Annotated in this window: 11 protein-coding genes; 9 read left to right on the top strand and 2 right to left on the bottom strand. The window is 43.3% G+C overall.

From position 1 onward, the window contains the following. Positions 1-1,596: 1,596 nt before the first annotated feature. Positions 1,597-2,565 (bottom strand): metallophosphoesterase family protein, encoded by a 969-nt coding sequence (locus tag MHH56_RS24080; protein ID WP_339204190.1) that lies wholly within the window; start codon positions 2,563-2,565, stop codon positions 1,597-1,599. Next, on the bottom strand, positions 2,558-3,460 hold the full coding sequence (locus tag MHH56_RS24075; RefSeq protein WP_339204189.1) for an alkaline phosphatase family protein: 903 nt from the start codon (positions 3,458-3,460) through the stop codon (positions 2,558-2,560). The genes MHH56_RS24080 and MHH56_RS24075 overlap by 8 nt, the downstream gene beginning before the upstream one ends. A gap of 383 nt (positions 3,461-3,843) precedes the next feature. Here MHH56_RS24075 and MHH56_RS24070 point away from each other — a divergent pair, with 383 nt between their 5' ends. The 9 genes from MHH56_RS24070 (at position 3,844) to MHH56_RS24030 (ending at position 16,027) form a co-directional block, all read left to right on the top strand. Further along, on the top strand, positions 3,844-4,665 hold the full coding sequence (locus MHH56_RS24070; RefSeq protein ID WP_339204188.1) for an ABC transporter permease subunit: 822 nt from the start codon (positions 3,844-3,846) through the stop codon (positions 4,663-4,665). 37 nt (positions 4,666-4,702) lie between these two features. Further along, a complete protein-coding gene (locus MHH56_RS24065) occupies positions 4,703-5,593 on the top strand; it encodes a carbohydrate ABC transporter permease (protein WP_076267726.1) in 891 nt (296 codons plus the stop codon). A gap of 53 nt (positions 5,594-5,646) precedes the next feature. Next, a complete protein-coding gene (locus MHH56_RS24060) occupies positions 5,647-7,170 on the top strand; it encodes an ABC transporter substrate-binding protein (RefSeq protein ID WP_339204187.1) in 1,524 nt (507 codons plus the stop codon). Positions 7,171-7,289: 119 nt separating this feature from the next. Beyond that, a complete protein-coding gene (locus MHH56_RS24055) occupies positions 7,290-9,017 on the top strand; it encodes a histidine kinase (protein WP_339209715.1) in 1,728 nt (575 codons plus the stop codon). Between the two features lie 78 nt (positions 9,018-9,095). After that, a complete protein-coding gene (locus MHH56_RS24050; protein WP_339204186.1) occupies positions 9,096-10,700 on the top strand; it encodes a helix-turn-helix domain-containing protein in 1,605 nt (534 codons plus the stop codon). Between the two features lie 180 nt (positions 10,701-10,880). Beyond that, the gene (locus MHH56_RS24045; RefSeq protein ID WP_339204185.1) at positions 10,881-11,846 is read left to right on the top strand and encodes a metallophosphoesterase family protein; all 966 of its coding nucleotides are present in this window, start codon (positions 10,881-10,883) and stop codon (positions 11,844-11,846) included. A 30-nt stretch (positions 11,847-11,876) separates the two neighbouring features. Next, on the top strand, positions 11,877-13,466 hold the full coding sequence (locus MHH56_RS24040; protein WP_339204184.1) for a DUF4091 domain-containing protein: 1,590 nt from the start codon (positions 11,877-11,879) through the stop codon (positions 13,464-13,466). Positions 13,467-13,587: 121 nt separating this feature from the next. Further along, positions 13,588-14,601 (top strand): histidine kinase, encoded by a 1,014-nt coding sequence (locus MHH56_RS24035; protein ID WP_339204183.1) that lies wholly within the window; start codon positions 13,588-13,590, stop codon positions 14,599-14,601. Next, positions 14,591-16,027: a response regulator gene (locus MHH56_RS24030; RefSeq protein WP_339204182.1), complete on the top strand. Its 1,437-nt coding sequence runs from the start codon at positions 14,591-14,593 to the stop codon at positions 16,025-16,027. Before MHH56_RS24035 ends, MHH56_RS24030 begins: the two co-directional genes overlap by 11 nt. Positions 16,028-16,224 lie beyond the last annotated feature (197 nt).

Below are 16,224 nucleotides of genomic sequence, written 5' to 3'. Positions count from 1 at the left end.
CGTTCCAAATGTTGAGAGAAAATAAAATTGTAGACTCGAAAAGTTTTACGCCTTCCAAAATTATCAAGCATAGCTAATCCATGACGGAAACCTTGTTTAAATTGACCAATAAGCTTTGATTTATCCAACCAAGTGTTTCAAGGAAATTGCCAGTCAATAGCGCTAACGCCATCGCATAGCAAGTAGAACAGTCTGCCAAAAGATCGTTGATCCATACTCAGTCTATGATACCAAGTGACAAAACCCTGTTGTACATATTATCACCATTCATCCGGAAATTTCGGACTTCCCACCAACCCAACGTTCCGAACGGAAAACCGCTACGATCAAGCATTCGAACTCGATTCCCAAGGTTGAGTCATCTATCTGTCCGTCAGTCCAGAGCGGGAGTGCGACGACGGATAGCCAGATCAATCAGTGTCAGTACTACTCTAGATTAAGATGATTAACCTGTGCTCAAGCCAGGGCGACATATTTGACAGCAAAAAGGCAGTCCACCAAAAGGTTCTGGCAGACTGCCTTTTTCATCAAACGGAAATTGTAGAGGACTTACTCAAAATAAGAAGTGTAAAATAACATCTGTTACTGTTTTTAAGACGAGTTATTTCTCTCCATGTTGATGCCTAATTGAACGTGGGTAAACAATTCTTTAACGTACTTCTTGGTTAATAGCGATTACAATCGCTAATACTAAAGCTACGGGCTACATTTTATTGGATAAAGGTGAATGTGACAGCACTTCCTTGTAATTTGCCAGGACGAATGACAAAAACATGGTCAAACAGAATAATTTGGTATTTAATGACGCCATGAACTAGGTAGGACAAACCACCCCTGAAAGAGAGTGAAACACTGGTGATAACACCTGAACCGATAGAGTTACAGTACATAAAAAGATTAAGTGACGAAGAGAATACTCTGGTCGAAGCGCTACGGACAATCCATATGCCTCCTGCAGCCGCTTTGCTGTTGGTTAGGAACGAACTAAAAGGACCGTTAGAAAACGGACCAATGGCAGAGATCCTGGATGGGTTCTTGGCGAGGCATACAGAAGGACACTAATAAGCGAAACAAGGAATGGAGTTTTCTTCAGATCCTCCGGTTCAAGATGATAGAAAACAACTTTGCGAGTTATAAAGTATAGATGTCAATAACGAATAATTGACTATAAAGGGTATCGCCCTCTCATCCACCAAACCTTATTATAAGAAACATCAGGTTTTGGGCAAGTTATGAAGCTTGAATGAAGATACAATCAATTTGTATATATTACGGAAAGTGTTTTTAACTACTAATCTGAAGGTGCCTCAACTAAATTCCAGATGCTCTATTAAACCTTTTTTTACAGTACTTTCATTATAAACTGACAGTTTCGAAGAACTCGGTAGAGAACCACTTGATTGTGTTAACCATAACAATTATGTTTGCTATCAATCCAAACGTAAGCGATATCCGTTCAGTCGGATGCTGAAGGTATTTCTTTGGAATTCCTCAGCGATTGGTTTGAACAGTTGAATCGGCCACTCTTTATATGAATTGCAACTATCGTTAATGATTATAAATACATAAAGTAGCTTCTTTTCGAATCGGTGCTGCTTATGTTAAGTAAATAGCAACATTCTCCGGTGTACGTCCCTCAGGCTCATGCTTAGGCTGTTCTGACAGCACCGTTCCATCCTCTAAGTGCAGCCAAGTATCGAAGCTTCGTTCTCCTTCTTTCAAGGAAATGACCCTCGCTCCTGTTAAAAAGGGCCGATCCAGGTATGCGTTTCGGGTCGTCCGGCCATAGCAAAGACGGATGCCATGCCAATCGCCCCAGAAATCGTGACCGTGGTCATGGCCAGCGAAGGTGCCCATGACATCGCCCATCTCGATCATAGCTGCGAAGAAGCCGGAATTCACCCAAGGCGCGCAGCAGAAGGGAGCATTACGCTCTCCATAGCAGACACCGAAGTCCCATACATCGTTATATTCAGGAAGCGGTATGTGAAAAAAGGCGAGGGAGGGCAGCGGCGTTCCGCCATTGCTTCCGGTAAGTCGATAGGACTCACGTGTGTACCAATCAATCTGATCGCGGCGAATCCAATCATAATAGCCCATTCTGCTATATTCCAGCGGAGAGTAGCTGCCTGAATCCAGAAAATAAAGGGCTGCGGCCGTTTCGCGTTCTTTACCTTCTACGGTAAGGACATAATTACCGGAGCCATGAATGCCAGGTGGGTCAGGCTTAGCATAATTATGTGGGTAGGTCAGCTGCAGCGCATGAAGCTGCTCCCGCGTGACGGTTCCTTCCGTATCGTGGTTGCCGAACACAGCAGCCCAAGGGATGTTCAAGCTCTCAGGCACTGAGCAAGCGCGTCGAAATGCGACTACCGGGTTAGGGTGACCAGCTGAAGCGATAACATCTCCTGTGTAGACGACCAGATCAGGCTGCTCGTCTTTCAGGATATCTAGCATCATAGCTTCCATCCTTTGTTCTTCCGCTTCGTATGAAGAAAATTCGGGATCTGTGAACTGCACAATTTTGAAGCTCCCATCTTCTCGAAACCGCAGCGACTTAGCCATTGTGGGACTCCTCAGCGGCAGCTGCTTTGCTATCGACGATAGTAATGCTCTTGAATGCCCATGTGTCATCAAGCAATCCATCTGGTAAGCGAGCATCCCATTGCTGAGTCAAGGTTAAACCTAGCGCAAGTGCAGCAATTGCAGCTGTATCTGTAATGGATACAGGTCCTTTTAGAAGACCGCTATTAATCCCAGGTCCGATACAGCCCCAGAATACGTCACGGTCCATTGGATGGGCGCTGCCATGGCTGTATTTGTTATCACCGCCTCCGCCATGGTCAGTGAGAAGTACAACTAAGCTGTCTTCCATAAGACCTAACTTCTCTAATCGCTTCAACACACTGCCGATTAGTTCGTCACAAGTCGTTATCGCAGCTAAATACTCCGGACAATCATCTCCGTAGCCGTAACGGTGTCCAGAGCCATCCGGTTCATCCAGTTGTAGAAATAACAGACGAACGTCCTGATTCTCTTCCATGTATACGAGAAGAGAAGAGACAAGCTCCGCATCCGGCAAAGAAACTTTATGTACGCCGAGATTATCTTCAATAATACCGGAGTTAATCGGACTCCAGCTGCTAAAGGAAGCAAGCTTAGCCTCTGGCTGTTGTTCTCTTACTAGTCGAAAGAGGGAAGGAAAGGGAGAATCACTCGGATAGGATAGCGTTGCTGCCTTCTCATTATTTAATTTATGCTTGTCAGGCTGTACCCCATGAAGCACAGATCCCCAACATTCTGCACTGATCGTCGGCATTTCCGCCTTCGCATCAAAGGTGTAGGCTCCACGTGGAAGCCAAGCATCTAGATTCGGTGTGTCTGCTTGCTGTACGAAATTACCCGCACCATCCATTCCAAGAATAAATACCCGCTGTACAGCCTTAGTTTGCTTCATCATATTTCACTCCCTCATATTAAATCTCTCGTGAAGGACGTGTCTTCCATTAATAGGAAACGGCACGACCGGTTCACGCTTTTAGCATAAGAGCACCCGTTATAACCGTCAATATCCTAATTCATGCTCTGAGAAAACTAGTCATTAGCGTGATAAAGATATGTCATTATTATAGTAGTTCACATGATTAACAGCCCACTATAATGAGAGACAGAGAACGACAACATGAAAGGGTGAGCCTTATGACGGCGTTTGCATCAAACGATACATCCACAACTATGAGTAGCCGAATGCGAACATTCAAAAAAAATATAAAGAAATACAGGGCTTTACTCATTATGATGGTCCCCGGGCTAGCGTACTTGATTTTAAACAATTATATTCCTATGTACGGAGTCATCTTAGCTTTCAAGGAACTGAACTATGTAGATGGCATTTGGGGCAGTCCTTGGGCTGGAATGTACAATTTTAAGTTTTTGTTCAGTTCTCCCGATGCTTTTCTGATAACGAGAAATACGATTATGTATAACGTGTTTTTCATCGTTGTGAATACCACTTTTGCGCTTCTTGCCGCACTGTTGGTCAACGAGATCAAAGATAAAGTCATCACCCGTTTTTACCAGAGCACGTTTTTGCTGCCACATATCATTTCAATGGTAGTTGTAGCTTATCTGGTATACAGTTTTCTAAATACCGATAGCGGGCTTATCAATAGACAGTTAGACAAATGGTTTAGCGCCGAGTCGATCTCTTGGTACAATGAGCCGGATTACTGGCCATATATTTTGGTTATTGTGAATGCGTGGAAAAATGTCGGCTATTTGGCAATTATTTATTTTGCGGCCATTATCGGTATTGATAAGGAATTTTACGAAGCGGCAACCATCGATGGCGCTAACAAATGGAAACAGATGACTCGAATTACGATTCCACTCATCTCGCCAATGATTATCATCATGACGCTGCTAGCGATCAGTTCGATTATGCGTTCAGACTTCGGTCTATTCTATCAAGTACCGATGAACTCAGGTCCGTTAATGCCTACAACTAATACGATCGATACATTTGTCTACCGAGCAATGATTGAGCGTGGAGACATTGGAATGTCGACTGCCGCTGGTATTTATCAATCTGTTGTCTGTTTCTTCTTGATCTTAGGGGCAAACTTCGCAGTTCGCCGAATCAGCAAGGATGACGCGTTATTCTAATCGATAAAAATTTATAAAGAGAGGAGGCATCAAGCAGATGCCAGTTACATCACGTTTGCGATCTCCACTTATCCATCTGTTCTTTGTGCTCTTCAGCATAGCGTCACTATTCCCGTTCATTTTAGTATTCATGGTCTCCATTTCAGATGAGAGTTCGATTGCCCAGAACGGATACAGCTTAATTCCAAGCAAAATTAATTTCGCCTCTTATCAGTTCTTATTTAATGACTTTGGTCAGATTGCGAGATCTTATGGAGTAACCATTCTCGTAACTCTTATTGGAACAACGGTCAGCTTGTTTATAACGGCGCTCTTCGCTTATCCGTTATCACGCAAAGACTTGCCGCTGCGCCGCACGATGTCATTTCTTCTATTTTTCACGATGTTGTTTAGTGGAGGCATGGTGCCCTGGTATATCACCTATGTGACAATGATTGGGCTCAAAAACACACTGTTTGGCATGATTATACCCAATCTGCTGCTAAGTGCCTTTAACGTTTTGTTGATGCGTAGTTTTTTTGCCAACACGATACCAGAATCTATCGTTGAGTCAGGCACGATCGACGGGGCGAGCGAGCTGACTATCTTCATGAAGCTAGTGGTGCCGCTTTCAGCGCCAATTATGGCGACAGTCGCTCTCTTCAATTTGTTAGCTTATTGGAATGACTGGTACAACTGTATGCTGTTTATCGATAAACCAGATTTGATGAATATCCAGTACCTTATGACCAAGACGCTAAATAATGTACAGTTTCTAATTATGAAGGCGGATACATCCAGTCAGGTAGGCGAACTTCTTTCCAAAATGCCAACTGAAGGTGTTCGAATGGCACTCGCCATTATCGGCGTCGCGCCGCTCCTGGTCGCTTATCCATTCTTTCAAAAATTCTACATCAGCGGTATCACCAGCGGTGCGGTTAAAGGTTAAGAATACGCATCTAGGTTTCCGATAAAAACAAAGAGAAGAAGGGATTGGTTACGTTGAAGAAAAAGCTGCAAATCGGATTAACCCTGATCATCATTGTTATGCTAGTTCTGTCCGGATGCGCACAGAACAAAACAGGAGGTTCCAACACTCCAAAAGAGGATACTAATAACACACCATCCAATGAGACTGGTAATGCTGCAAGTCTCAAGCCTTACAAAATTACATTGATTTATCCTGGTGCTGTGCCTAAGGATCTAAAGCTTGTTCAGGATGAAATGAGCAAATACTTAACAGAAAAAATCAACGCAACTATCGAATTGAAACCGATTGATTGGGGCTCTTGGACAGACAAGACTAACCTGATGAAAATTTCCGGCGAATCCTTTGATCTCATCTTTACTGCCGGATGGTTTGGTTATGGATTAGACGTATCCAAAGGACAATTTGTAGAACTGACAGATCTCATTGCAAAACACGGTAAAGATATCCCTGCCATTTTGGGCGATGATTTTATGAAAGGCGCACAAATTAGCAACAAGACTTATGGCGTTCCTACCAAAAAGGAATTCGCACAAGGTTTTGGTTTCCTTCTAAACAAAGAATTGGTTGATAAATATAAATTCAATACTGAAGGAGTTAAAACTCTTGAGGAAATGGAAGAAATGTTTAAAGTAATTAAAGAAAAAGAACAAGGTATAGTACCCGTTGTTAGTAATAAATTTGCAAACACTTGGGGAGCAGCTAATTACGATAGCGGTATAATTTCACGTGACAGCAAAGAGTTGAAAGCTATTGATACCCTAGAAGACCCAAAATTTATTGATTTTCTTAAGCGTATGAGACAATGGAATCTTAATGGTTGGTTCGATAAGGATGTTATGACTTCAGATTCTAGCGGTCAAGCAGAGAACATGATGAAAGCCGGCAAAGCCTTTGCAATCGGTTCATCATTGAAGCCTGGTAAAGATAAAGAAATGTCTGTAACAATGGGACTTCCGCTCGTACAAGTTGAGACAGCTCTACCTTATACAACAACAGGTGAAGCAAATGGAGCATTGCTATCGATTTCCCGTACTTCCAAGGATCCTGAGAGAGCAATGATGTTTCTTAATATGTTGTATACGGATGCTAAGCTTCTTAATATGCTGGATTGGGGAATTGAAGGTACGCACTATGTTAAAAAAGCAGACAACGTCATTGATTATCCAGAAGGCGTAACAGCTGAGACACAAGGCTACCCGAGCCCAGGCGGTTGGATGTTCGGAAATCAGTTCATCTCATACCTGTGGGCAAACGAAGACGCTGACAAGTGGGAACAATTCGAGAAGTTCAACGAAAGTTCCGAACGCTCTATCGCTCTTGGCTTTACCTTCGATGAGGCACCAGTTAAGGCTGAGAAGGCTGCAGTCGGTAACGTAGATAAAGAGTTCCAGATGGTTCTGAACTCAGGTGCTGTCGATGATGTGGAAGGAACAATTGCCAAGTATAAAGCTAAGCGTAATGCTGCGGGATACCAGAAAATTTTGGAAGAACAGCAGCGCCAGCTAGACGAGTGGGCCAAAGCGAATACGAAATAAGTTATATGCAGGAGTTGGAGAGTAAACCTCCAACTCCTCCTTCTTTTCCAACCTGATGAGATATGCCATAATAAAATGCAAAAGGTATACCGACATGAAGGAATAGGGGAAGAACTGTGATGAATCCTAAAGGCTCTTTGCGTTTCAAGTTAACGGTCGGCTTTATTACCATTACGTTGCCTCTAGTCTGTCTGCTGCTTTACAGTAATTACACGGCCTCCAATTCCGTACGAGAACAAGCGGCGGAGTCGAGCAAAAGTATGATCACACTATATTCGAACCAGATCCAGACTGCGCTTGGCATAGAAACTAATTTTCTATACGATTTAGCAACCGCGGATGTGGATATTCTGTCATTGAACAAGATGGTCTACAACTCTAACGAATATACATTGACCAAGATGCGGATCCTGAACAGCTTAAGCCGATATAATCGGTTTGACAGCACTGTAGATATTCAGTTCGCCTATTCTAACGCATATCTTGATCTGATTCATACCAATATCAAAACAGCCTCTTACGATGAAAATCTGGCCATCAAGCAAGGCCTTCAGGACTTGCTTGACACAGTAAAGCCTGGCAGCCCATTATTTTCAGGGTGGAGGGTAGTTAGCTCTGGTAACATACATGGCTTGGTACGCATTGTGGATTCGGGCGCTGGTGTATACTTGGGAGCATGGGTTCGCCTTGAAAAGCTGATGATTCCTCTGGATCTAATTCAGCTGGGAAGAGAAGGCTTTGCTGCTCTTGCGGATAGTGAGGGGAAACTGATCACCGGAAGCTTCGATGTTGGCGGTTTCGCCGATCCTCCTCTTATTGACTTCTACGAGAAATACCAGAGGATTATGGGAGAGAAAGATACCTACATTGTCGTCAGTAATCCAATTATCTCAACAGATGTTACGCTGGCTGCATTCATTCCGGAAAAGCGAATGCTTCATAATCTTGCTCGTTTTCGTATGATTATTGCTTGGATTCCGGTATTTGCCGTTGTGATGCTCTCTCTCTATTTGATTTATCTTAACGGTATTATTCTCAGGCCGATGAATGAATTAATAAAAGGCATGCGCACTCTCAAAAGAGGGGACTGGGCATATAGGCTGAACAATTCGCCTTCTAGGGAGTTTTATATGGTCAATGAAACCTTCAATGACATGGCGCATCAAATTCAAAAACTGAAAATTAACGTTTATGAAGAACATATTCGAGCTCATAAGGCGGAGCTTAAGCATTTACAGCTGCAAATTAATCCGCATTTCCTGCTCAACAGCATTAATGTGGTCTATAACCTTGCTCAGCTCAAAAATTATTCCGTAATTCAAGCGATGTGCCTTAATCTAGTGAAATACTTTCGCTTTACGACCAAAACGAGCAAGCAGTTTGTTACTCTCTCCGAAGAGATGGAACATATGGACAGTTATTTGCGTATTCAGCAGCTCCGCTTTCCCGAAAGGATAACCTATCGGTTTGTGATGGATGAGGACTCGAAGAAGGTACAGATTCCTCCCCTGATCGTGCAGCCTTTTATCGAGAATGCAATCAAATACGGTTTCGACTTCATGGATGATCCTTTTCATATTGAGATTCATTCCATAATAGATACCGATCAAAAACGTTGCCGCATTCGGATTGTTGACAACGGCAGTGGATTCTCGCAAGAGCTGCTGGACTCCTTACGGAGTGGTCACTATTTCCATCAAACAAATGACCAGCATTTGGGCATCTGGAATAGCTATCATCGCTTGCAGCTTCTTTACGGTAACACCTTTCGCTTGGAATTCGATAATTGCGCTGGCTCTGGCGCTCTAATAGAGTTGGAGATTCCTGTCGAGGCTCCAGTAGATTAGGGTATAGCGTTGACTCGGATTATAATAGATAGGTTTTTGATTCCAATAGATTTATCATGATAGCAGGAGGCGAAGAGCTTGCAGGTTCTGATTGTTGATGATGAGATGTACTCCGTCATGGGGATAAAGGATGCAATCAACTGGGATGCACTAGGTGTCTCTGCGGTATTCGATGCCTATAACATGAGAGAGGCTGTTAAGATCTTTGAGGAGCAAGAAATTCAAATCATGATTAGTGATATCGAAATGCCGAAAAACACAGGAATCGAATTGCTAGAGTGGGTAAACGAGAATTCCCCGAATACGGAGACGATCTTCTTGACGGCTCACGACGATTTTAGGTTTATGCAGCGGGCCGTCCAGCTCAGCAGCTTTGACTATATGATGAAGCCTGTGGAATATGAAGTCTTGGAAGAAGCGATCCGGAAAGCTATCCTTAGTGTGAATAAGAAGAGTGCAGAACTGGTACAGAGCGAACAATACAAACCATATTATGAGTTGTGGAACAAAAAAAAGACGCTGCTTAGCGAACGCTTCTGGTACGATCTGCTTTCAGAACGTATTGTGGCTAGAGAGAATGACAACTGCAGCCTGCCAGCTGAGTACGGCATAACATTGAAGCTGGATGATCGACTGCTTCCAGTCATAGTCAGCGTAGAAAATTGGAAGCGGGAACTCAGCACGCGGGATGAGGAAGTGATGGAGTACGCCATTCGTCAATCCTCCTCCGAGCTGTTGATTGCCGACTCACGAGGAGAGGTCGTTCAGACCAAGAACGGTGTCACGTTGGCTATCCTCTACTTCTCACCGGAAGAGGAGTTCACGCTTCGTGATCGTATTGGTGATAGATGCAACATGTATATTGATGCTTGCAGTCAATACTTAAACTGTACGGTATCCTGCTACATCGGTGAGCCTGTGAAACTGCATGAGCTAACGGTGATGTATAAGACGTTGTTGTCCATGGAATACAATAATCTCAGTGAGTCCAATCAGCTGAACTGGCTTAGCAAGCAGAGTCCAGATCCTTTTCCAGATCCTTGCTTGCCTGACTTTACGGCTTGGGCGCTGCTGCTCGAAAACGGCAAAGAAAAAGAACTGGTTCAGCAGCTGAGGAATAGTCTTCAGGAGCTGGCTTCGGATCGACGATTTGGTGCAAACGCGCTGCAAGCCTATTATCAGGGATTTCTGCAGATGATTCACTACCTGCTGCAGAAGAAAGGTCTCTCTGCCCATCAACTGCTTCAAGACACTAAAGTCCCTCAAATTAAAGCGCCTCCGCGTACGCTAGAGCAGATGGAAGAGTGGGGGATAAATCTGATTCAAAAGGTATATTGCTATCTCTTTCAGGAAGAGTCAGTCATTCCGCGTCTTAAAGCATTTATTGCTGATCATCTCAGGGAGAATATCACCCGGGAAATGCTCGCAGAATACGTTCATCTCAATCCTGCTTATCTCTCCCGTTTGTTTAAAAAGGAGGTAGGGATGAGTATTACAGATTATTTGCTTAACGAGAGGATGCGGATTGCCAAAGCGTTGATTGCCAGCTCGACAATGCCGATTTCAGAGATCGCTCAATCGATTGGATATAGTAACTTTTCCTACTTCTCTAAAATGTTCAAGCGTGTCTATCAAGCGAACCCCCAGCAGTTTAGGAAGCTTTCAAGCAGCTCGAATAGCTGAATTGTTCGTTGTTTTTCATCACCGCCCGATTAATTGGGCGGCTTTTTTTTTGCCGCAGTTTATAGAAAGCAATGAAGTCACCAGTCTGTTAGTAGATAGTCATTATTCTGGTAGAGTGAAATGGGCTGTGTTCATACAATTCAAGTACAGCATTCTTTACAGTGAAAGGAGAGCAGCCGGATGAGCAATAAAATGAAATTTCGTGAGGATGGTACCTTCGTCATTGTCCAATTCTCCGATGTGGAGTTTATAGACGCGGGAGATTATGACCCGGATACACCGGAATTTAATCGCATGACAAGGGCGACAATGGAAAGCGTTATCAAACAAGAGAAGCCGGATCTAATCGTATTTGCCGGTGATGTTACAGCTAGCGCCAGAGGAAATGATCCGATTCAATCCTTACGCGATGCTGTCGCGGTAGCGGAGGAGAGCGGCATACCATGGGCAGCTGTATTCGGCAATCATGATTCAGAAGGAGCCGTTTCTCGTGATCAAATGCATGAAGAACAGCTAGCCCACAGCTACTGTGTCGCTGAAGCCGATCCACCGAATGTAAGCGGGTCTGGTAATTATATCATTACTCTTCTTGACCAAAATGATGAAACGGCCGCTGCTTTGTATTTCCTGGACAGCGGTGATTATTCTTCTAACCCGTCGGTTGGCGGCTATGACTGGATTCAAAGAGATCAAATTGAATGGTATGTCTCCGAATCGCAGAAATTGTCGTCCATTAACAATGATTCGCCCTTACCAGCACTGGCGTTCTTTCATATTCCTCTGCCGGAGTATCAAGAGGTATGGAATAATCAGACTTGTCTGGGACACTGCTTTGATGGAGTAAGCGCACCGGTTATAAATTCCGGTTTCTTCTCGGCGATGGTGGAGATGGGAGATGTAATGGGGACATTTGTTGGTCATGATCATGCGAATGACTTTAGCGGAACGCTGCATGGTATCCGCCTTTGTTATGGCCGATCTACGCGATATGTGAGTTATGTTGATAATGTCCGCAAGGATCATTTTCAAACGGGAGCAAGAGTTATCCGATTAAAGGCAGGCGAGCGGAATTTCGATACATGGATTCGCCAAAATGACGGAACGATTGCGGTTTTGCCTGAGCATTATCCGAACCAGTCCGACTAATTATAAAAGCTTGTGCGAGGAGGCTTGTTGATGAATTGGCAAATATTCGATGTGAATGAGTGGGTTTATCCGGATACTGAATTATCAAATGCAGGGGCGAGAAGCATTAATCTAGAGACGGCGCGAGGCACCTATATTGGCTGTCAAATATTGATGGAGGGGCTCCCTTCTAATGTGAAAATAACATGGGAATATGTCTCGGCCGAGTCTGAATTTGTGAAGAATACGTCCATGTATCAGCTAATTGATGTTCAAGTGAATGAGAATACAGGGCCTGATTATTCCACCGTACCTGTAGGTACTCCAGCCGATTATGTAACACGACTTGCGCCGTTCCGTGTGTACGATGCTCTAAAGCCGGTCGGCGAGGAATTCCAAGCGCGTGCTGAAAAAGATGCCCTATATGTTTGCTGGAAAGTGGACGAATCCGCAAATCCACATCAGCATGTCGGAGAGCTCCGTTTTCATATTGATGGCAATAGCTATGTCATTCCTGTTGAAATAGAGGTCTTTAAAGCTAAAGTTGCCAAAGAGGAAACGCTGTCGATTACGAATTGGTTCTCATTTGGCAATATTGCAAAGTGGCATAACCTCGAAAAATGGTCGGAGCCCTTCTGGAACATGGTTTACCAATACGGAGAAGCGATGCGCCGGACTCGTCAAACTCATTTCTTAGTTGGCATGGAATTGGTTGATATCAAGGAAACGGGAAGCGGAAGCTATGAATTTGACTTCTCGCGTGTCGAGACGTTAATCAAAATGTTTCTAGGTCTGGGCTTCACCCGTATAGAAGGCGGGCATATAGCTGGTCGAAGAGGCTGGGACGATTCTTTTTTCGTTTTAAACTATGATACCAACATAAAAGCAACAAGCCCGGAAGGCTATACATTTATATCGCAATACCTATCTTCCTGGAACAAGTTCCTTGCCACTAATGGCTGGTTGAGCTTAACCATACAGCATATTGCTGATGAACCGCTTGAAGAGTCGGCTCAAGATTATCGGGTCTTGGCAGGCATAGTTAGAAAGTACATGCCGGGGGTACCACTTATTGACGCAATCATTCATACGGAACTGGAAGGGGCATTAGATATTTGGGTGCCCACGAATAGGGACTATGATCGTAACAAATCAGCTTACGAAAGAATCCAGGCTGGCGGCGATACGCTATGGTTTTATACATGTTGGAACCCAGGCGGTCATTATATGAATCGCTTTCTAGATATTCCGCTTCTCAAAACAAGATTTCTGCACTGGGGCAATTACTTATACAAAATGAATGGATATCTCCACTGGGGATTGAATTATTACCTGGAAGGCCAAGATCCATTTGAATTGACAAATCCCATGCTTGCTCCAAGCGTTCACGCCAAAAGGGTGCCTGCCGGCGATACTCATATCGTCTATCCGGGTACGGATGGACCTTGGCTAAGCATGAGGCTGGAGTCGATGAGGATGGGCATTGAGGATTATGAATTGCTTCAACAGATAGCTCAAGCTGACCGTAAAATAGCGGATGAGCTAGTAAACTCCTGCATGACAAGCTTTACAGAAGCAAATACCGATGCAGCAGCATTTCAGCAAGTACATCGACGATTGCTAGAAGCCGCATCCATCTGATTCATACCTTACTAACACCATAACTTCCTGCTAAGCGCTTGATATTTTTATTTATCAGTTTCTTAGTGGGGAGTCCCCACATCACTTTCATCAACCTACGCATGAGAATGGAGCGATAGACGTGTCCTTGCTGCGTAAGCTTTCGATTCGTTCACAGTTATCCATAATCGCGTTATCCATCACCTTTGTCTTACTTTTCATCTTATGTACCAGTTATTTGCAAATGGCTAAGATCATTAGCTCAAACAGTGAAAAATATTCGAGCGAGATTGTAGATATGATCCCTAAAGACGCACTGATGCGCGACTTGAACGCGATTCGTTTTTCTTTTATTTGGATATTTGTGTTTGGAGCTGTTTTCGCAGCAGTTATGTTCATTATTATTACAAGCAACATTTTGCTTCACAAGAACGATTCCTTAGTGAAAGAGCTTCTGGATACAAATGAGGTGCTTTCCTTCATGCAGCTAGAGAAGAAGAAAGCTGAGCTTGCATACCTGCGCTGCCAAATTAATCCTCATTTTCTCTATAATACGCTGGAAATGATCAAAGGAATGGCTGCAGTAAAAGGGGTTCTTGAAATTAGAGAGGCTGCCGCTTTGCTTGGAAGTATATTTCATTATAGCGTTAAGGGGGGAGAAAATGTTCCCCTGGACAAGGAGCTTTCTATCATCGAGTCATATTTACAAATTCAAAAGCTGCGTTTTGGTACCCGCTTTAGCGTGATATTTGATATCGATGGTCTTGCCCGCAACTGCCATGTGCCGAAGATGATTTTGCAGCCAATTGTCGAAAATGCGGTTTATCACGGACTAGAGTTAAATGAGAAGCAAGGTTTATTAAGGATAAGCGCTTATCTGGATGTGTACAGAGACTTGATTATCGTCATTGAGGACGATGGGGTAGGGATGAATCAAGCTCAACTGGAGCGGGTCCAATCTACATTGTCGGACTTGGAGCCGAATGGATTGCTGATAGGCGAGAGAGATAACAGCATCGGTTTTGCCAATGTGAATGTAAGGATCAAGCTGATCTGTGGTTCAGAGTATGGACTTGATATTGTTAGCAAGGAAGGTGAAGGAACTCGGGTAACGGTGAAGCTGTCGACGAAGGGGGAATTTTCGAATGTATTATAAGGTTCTGCTAGTTGATGATGAAGTATGGGTTGCTGAGAGTCTTAAGGCGAGTGTTAATTGGCATGCTAATGGGTTTGAGGTTGTAGGAATGGCTCATAACGGGACAGAGGCACTGACCATGTTTGAAGCTATACTTCCCGATATCGTATTCACCGATATCCGTATGCCAGGTATGAATGGTCTGGAGCTAATCAAAAAAGCACGTGAGCTTCCGCATAAAGCGCAATTTATTGTCGTAAGCGGCTATGCAGAATTTGCTTATGCGCAGAAGGCGCTCTCTTATGGTGCGCTTGCGTATTGCCTTAAGCCGTTCGATGAACAGGATATTATATCGATCCTAAGCAAATTTAAGAAAAATAATGAAGCACAACATGAGACAGCTGAAAATCCACTTCAATTATTTTTGGAAGAACCAAACGAAACGAATCGCATTAGGCTTACACGCAAGCTCGAACAATATGGCCTAATCGATGGCTTTAATGATGGAGTTGGCCTAATCGTCTGTTCCACTATCGGTAATGAGTCAGTACAGGCTTCAGAGAACTATTTGCAGGTTAAGATCGGAAGATCAAAGTCTCTGTATCTCGTGGCATGGGCTCAATTGGAGAAGACAATTAATGAAATAAGCAAAGGGATGCCTGATCGGATCCGTGGAATTGGCGTAAGTGAAAAAATAACAGAAATAGAGAAACTAAAGGAATCGGTTGAAATCGCGAATTCATTAGCTGATCATTATTTTATTGCTGGTAAAGCAGCGATATTTCGCAAAAAAACCCCGATACGCAAACCTTTTAACGAAATGCTGAAGAGAATTGATGATGCTATTCGAATAGGTGATATAGCTGCTGCGAATGTTGCTTTTGACCAAGTACTCGTCCTGTTCAGAGAAGGCAGTCTGACTATGAGCCATGCACTCCAGCTTTATAATATCGTACTTTCATTCATGTACCAATTTGGAATTGAGTTGTCCGATAAGATGTTATATAGCAATGAACTGCTGCTTGCTTCTTTTGGCTCCCTATCTGAAATGATTCATTGTTTACGTCAATATGTAAGCAGATATATTCTTGAAGCGACCGAAAACGTCTCACAAGAAATTAGCAATGAAACCTTTAGAGCTATTCTGAACTATGTGAATCAAAATTACATTCAAGATATATCGATACAGAGCTTATCGATCAAGTTTTATACAAACCCTAGTTATATCAGTCAATTATTCAAAAAGGAAGTAGGCGAGACGTTTACAGCATATATCGCCAAATTACGCATTACCTATGCCTGTAAACTCCTTGGCAATACTAATTTAATGGTGGGTGAAATTGCAGAAAAGGCGGGATATCAGGATTATTTCTACTTCACAAAAATTTTCAAAAAAGTTGTTGGTACCACGCCATCAAGGTTCCGTGCGGAGATGAAGCTCGCGTAGGTGCTTCTTTTATTAGAGGGTATACCTGTTCACGGTGTAGTAGTATGTAAAATTTTTAGATAATCTATCGTTATTTATTATGAGATTTGATGGACCTTATCGTTTAGGTTTTTTATGTAGAAAAAGTATGAATTTGTACAGATACCTCACTTTAAACCAATCTCTTATAATTAGGATTACAACCAAATGTAACCGCT

It is taken from the genome of Paenibacillus sp. FSL K6-3182 (assembly GCF_037976325.1).
Classification (GTDB): Bacteria; Bacillota; Bacilli; order Paenibacillales; family Paenibacillaceae; genus Pristimantibacillus.
The sequence above is the reverse complement of the archived record's forward strand: the minus strand, read 5'-3'. Positions and strand labels throughout refer to the sequence as shown.

Coding starts and splice junctions, on each gene's coding strand:
- MHH56_RS24080 (WP_339204190.1), bottom strand. CDS start 2,565: ATGGCTAAGTCGCTGCGGTTTCGAGAAGATGGGAGCTTCAAAATTGTG.
- MHH56_RS24075 (WP_339204189.1), bottom strand. CDS start 3,460: ATGATGAAGCAAACTAAGGCTGTACAGCGGGTATTTATTCTTGGAATG.
- MHH56_RS24070 (WP_339204188.1), top strand. CDS start 3,844: ATGTACGGAGTCATCTTAGCTTTCAAGGAACTGAACTATGTAGATGGC.
- MHH56_RS24065 (WP_076267726.1), top strand. CDS start 4,703: ATGCCAGTTACATCACGTTTGCGATCTCCACTTATCCATCTGTTCTTT.
- MHH56_RS24055 (WP_339209715.1), top strand. CDS start 7,290: ATGAATCCTAAAGGCTCTTTGCGTTTCAAGTTAACGGTCGGCTTTATT.
- MHH56_RS24045 (WP_339204185.1), top strand. CDS start 10,881: ATGAGCAATAAAATGAAATTTCGTGAGGATGGTACCTTCGTCATTGTC.
- MHH56_RS24040 (WP_339204184.1), top strand. CDS start 11,877: ATGAATTGGCAAATATTCGATGTGAATGAGTGGGTTTATCCGGATACT.
- MHH56_RS24030 (WP_339204182.1), top strand. CDS start 14,591: ATGTATTATAAGGTTCTGCTAGTTGATGATGAAGTATGGGTTGCTGAG.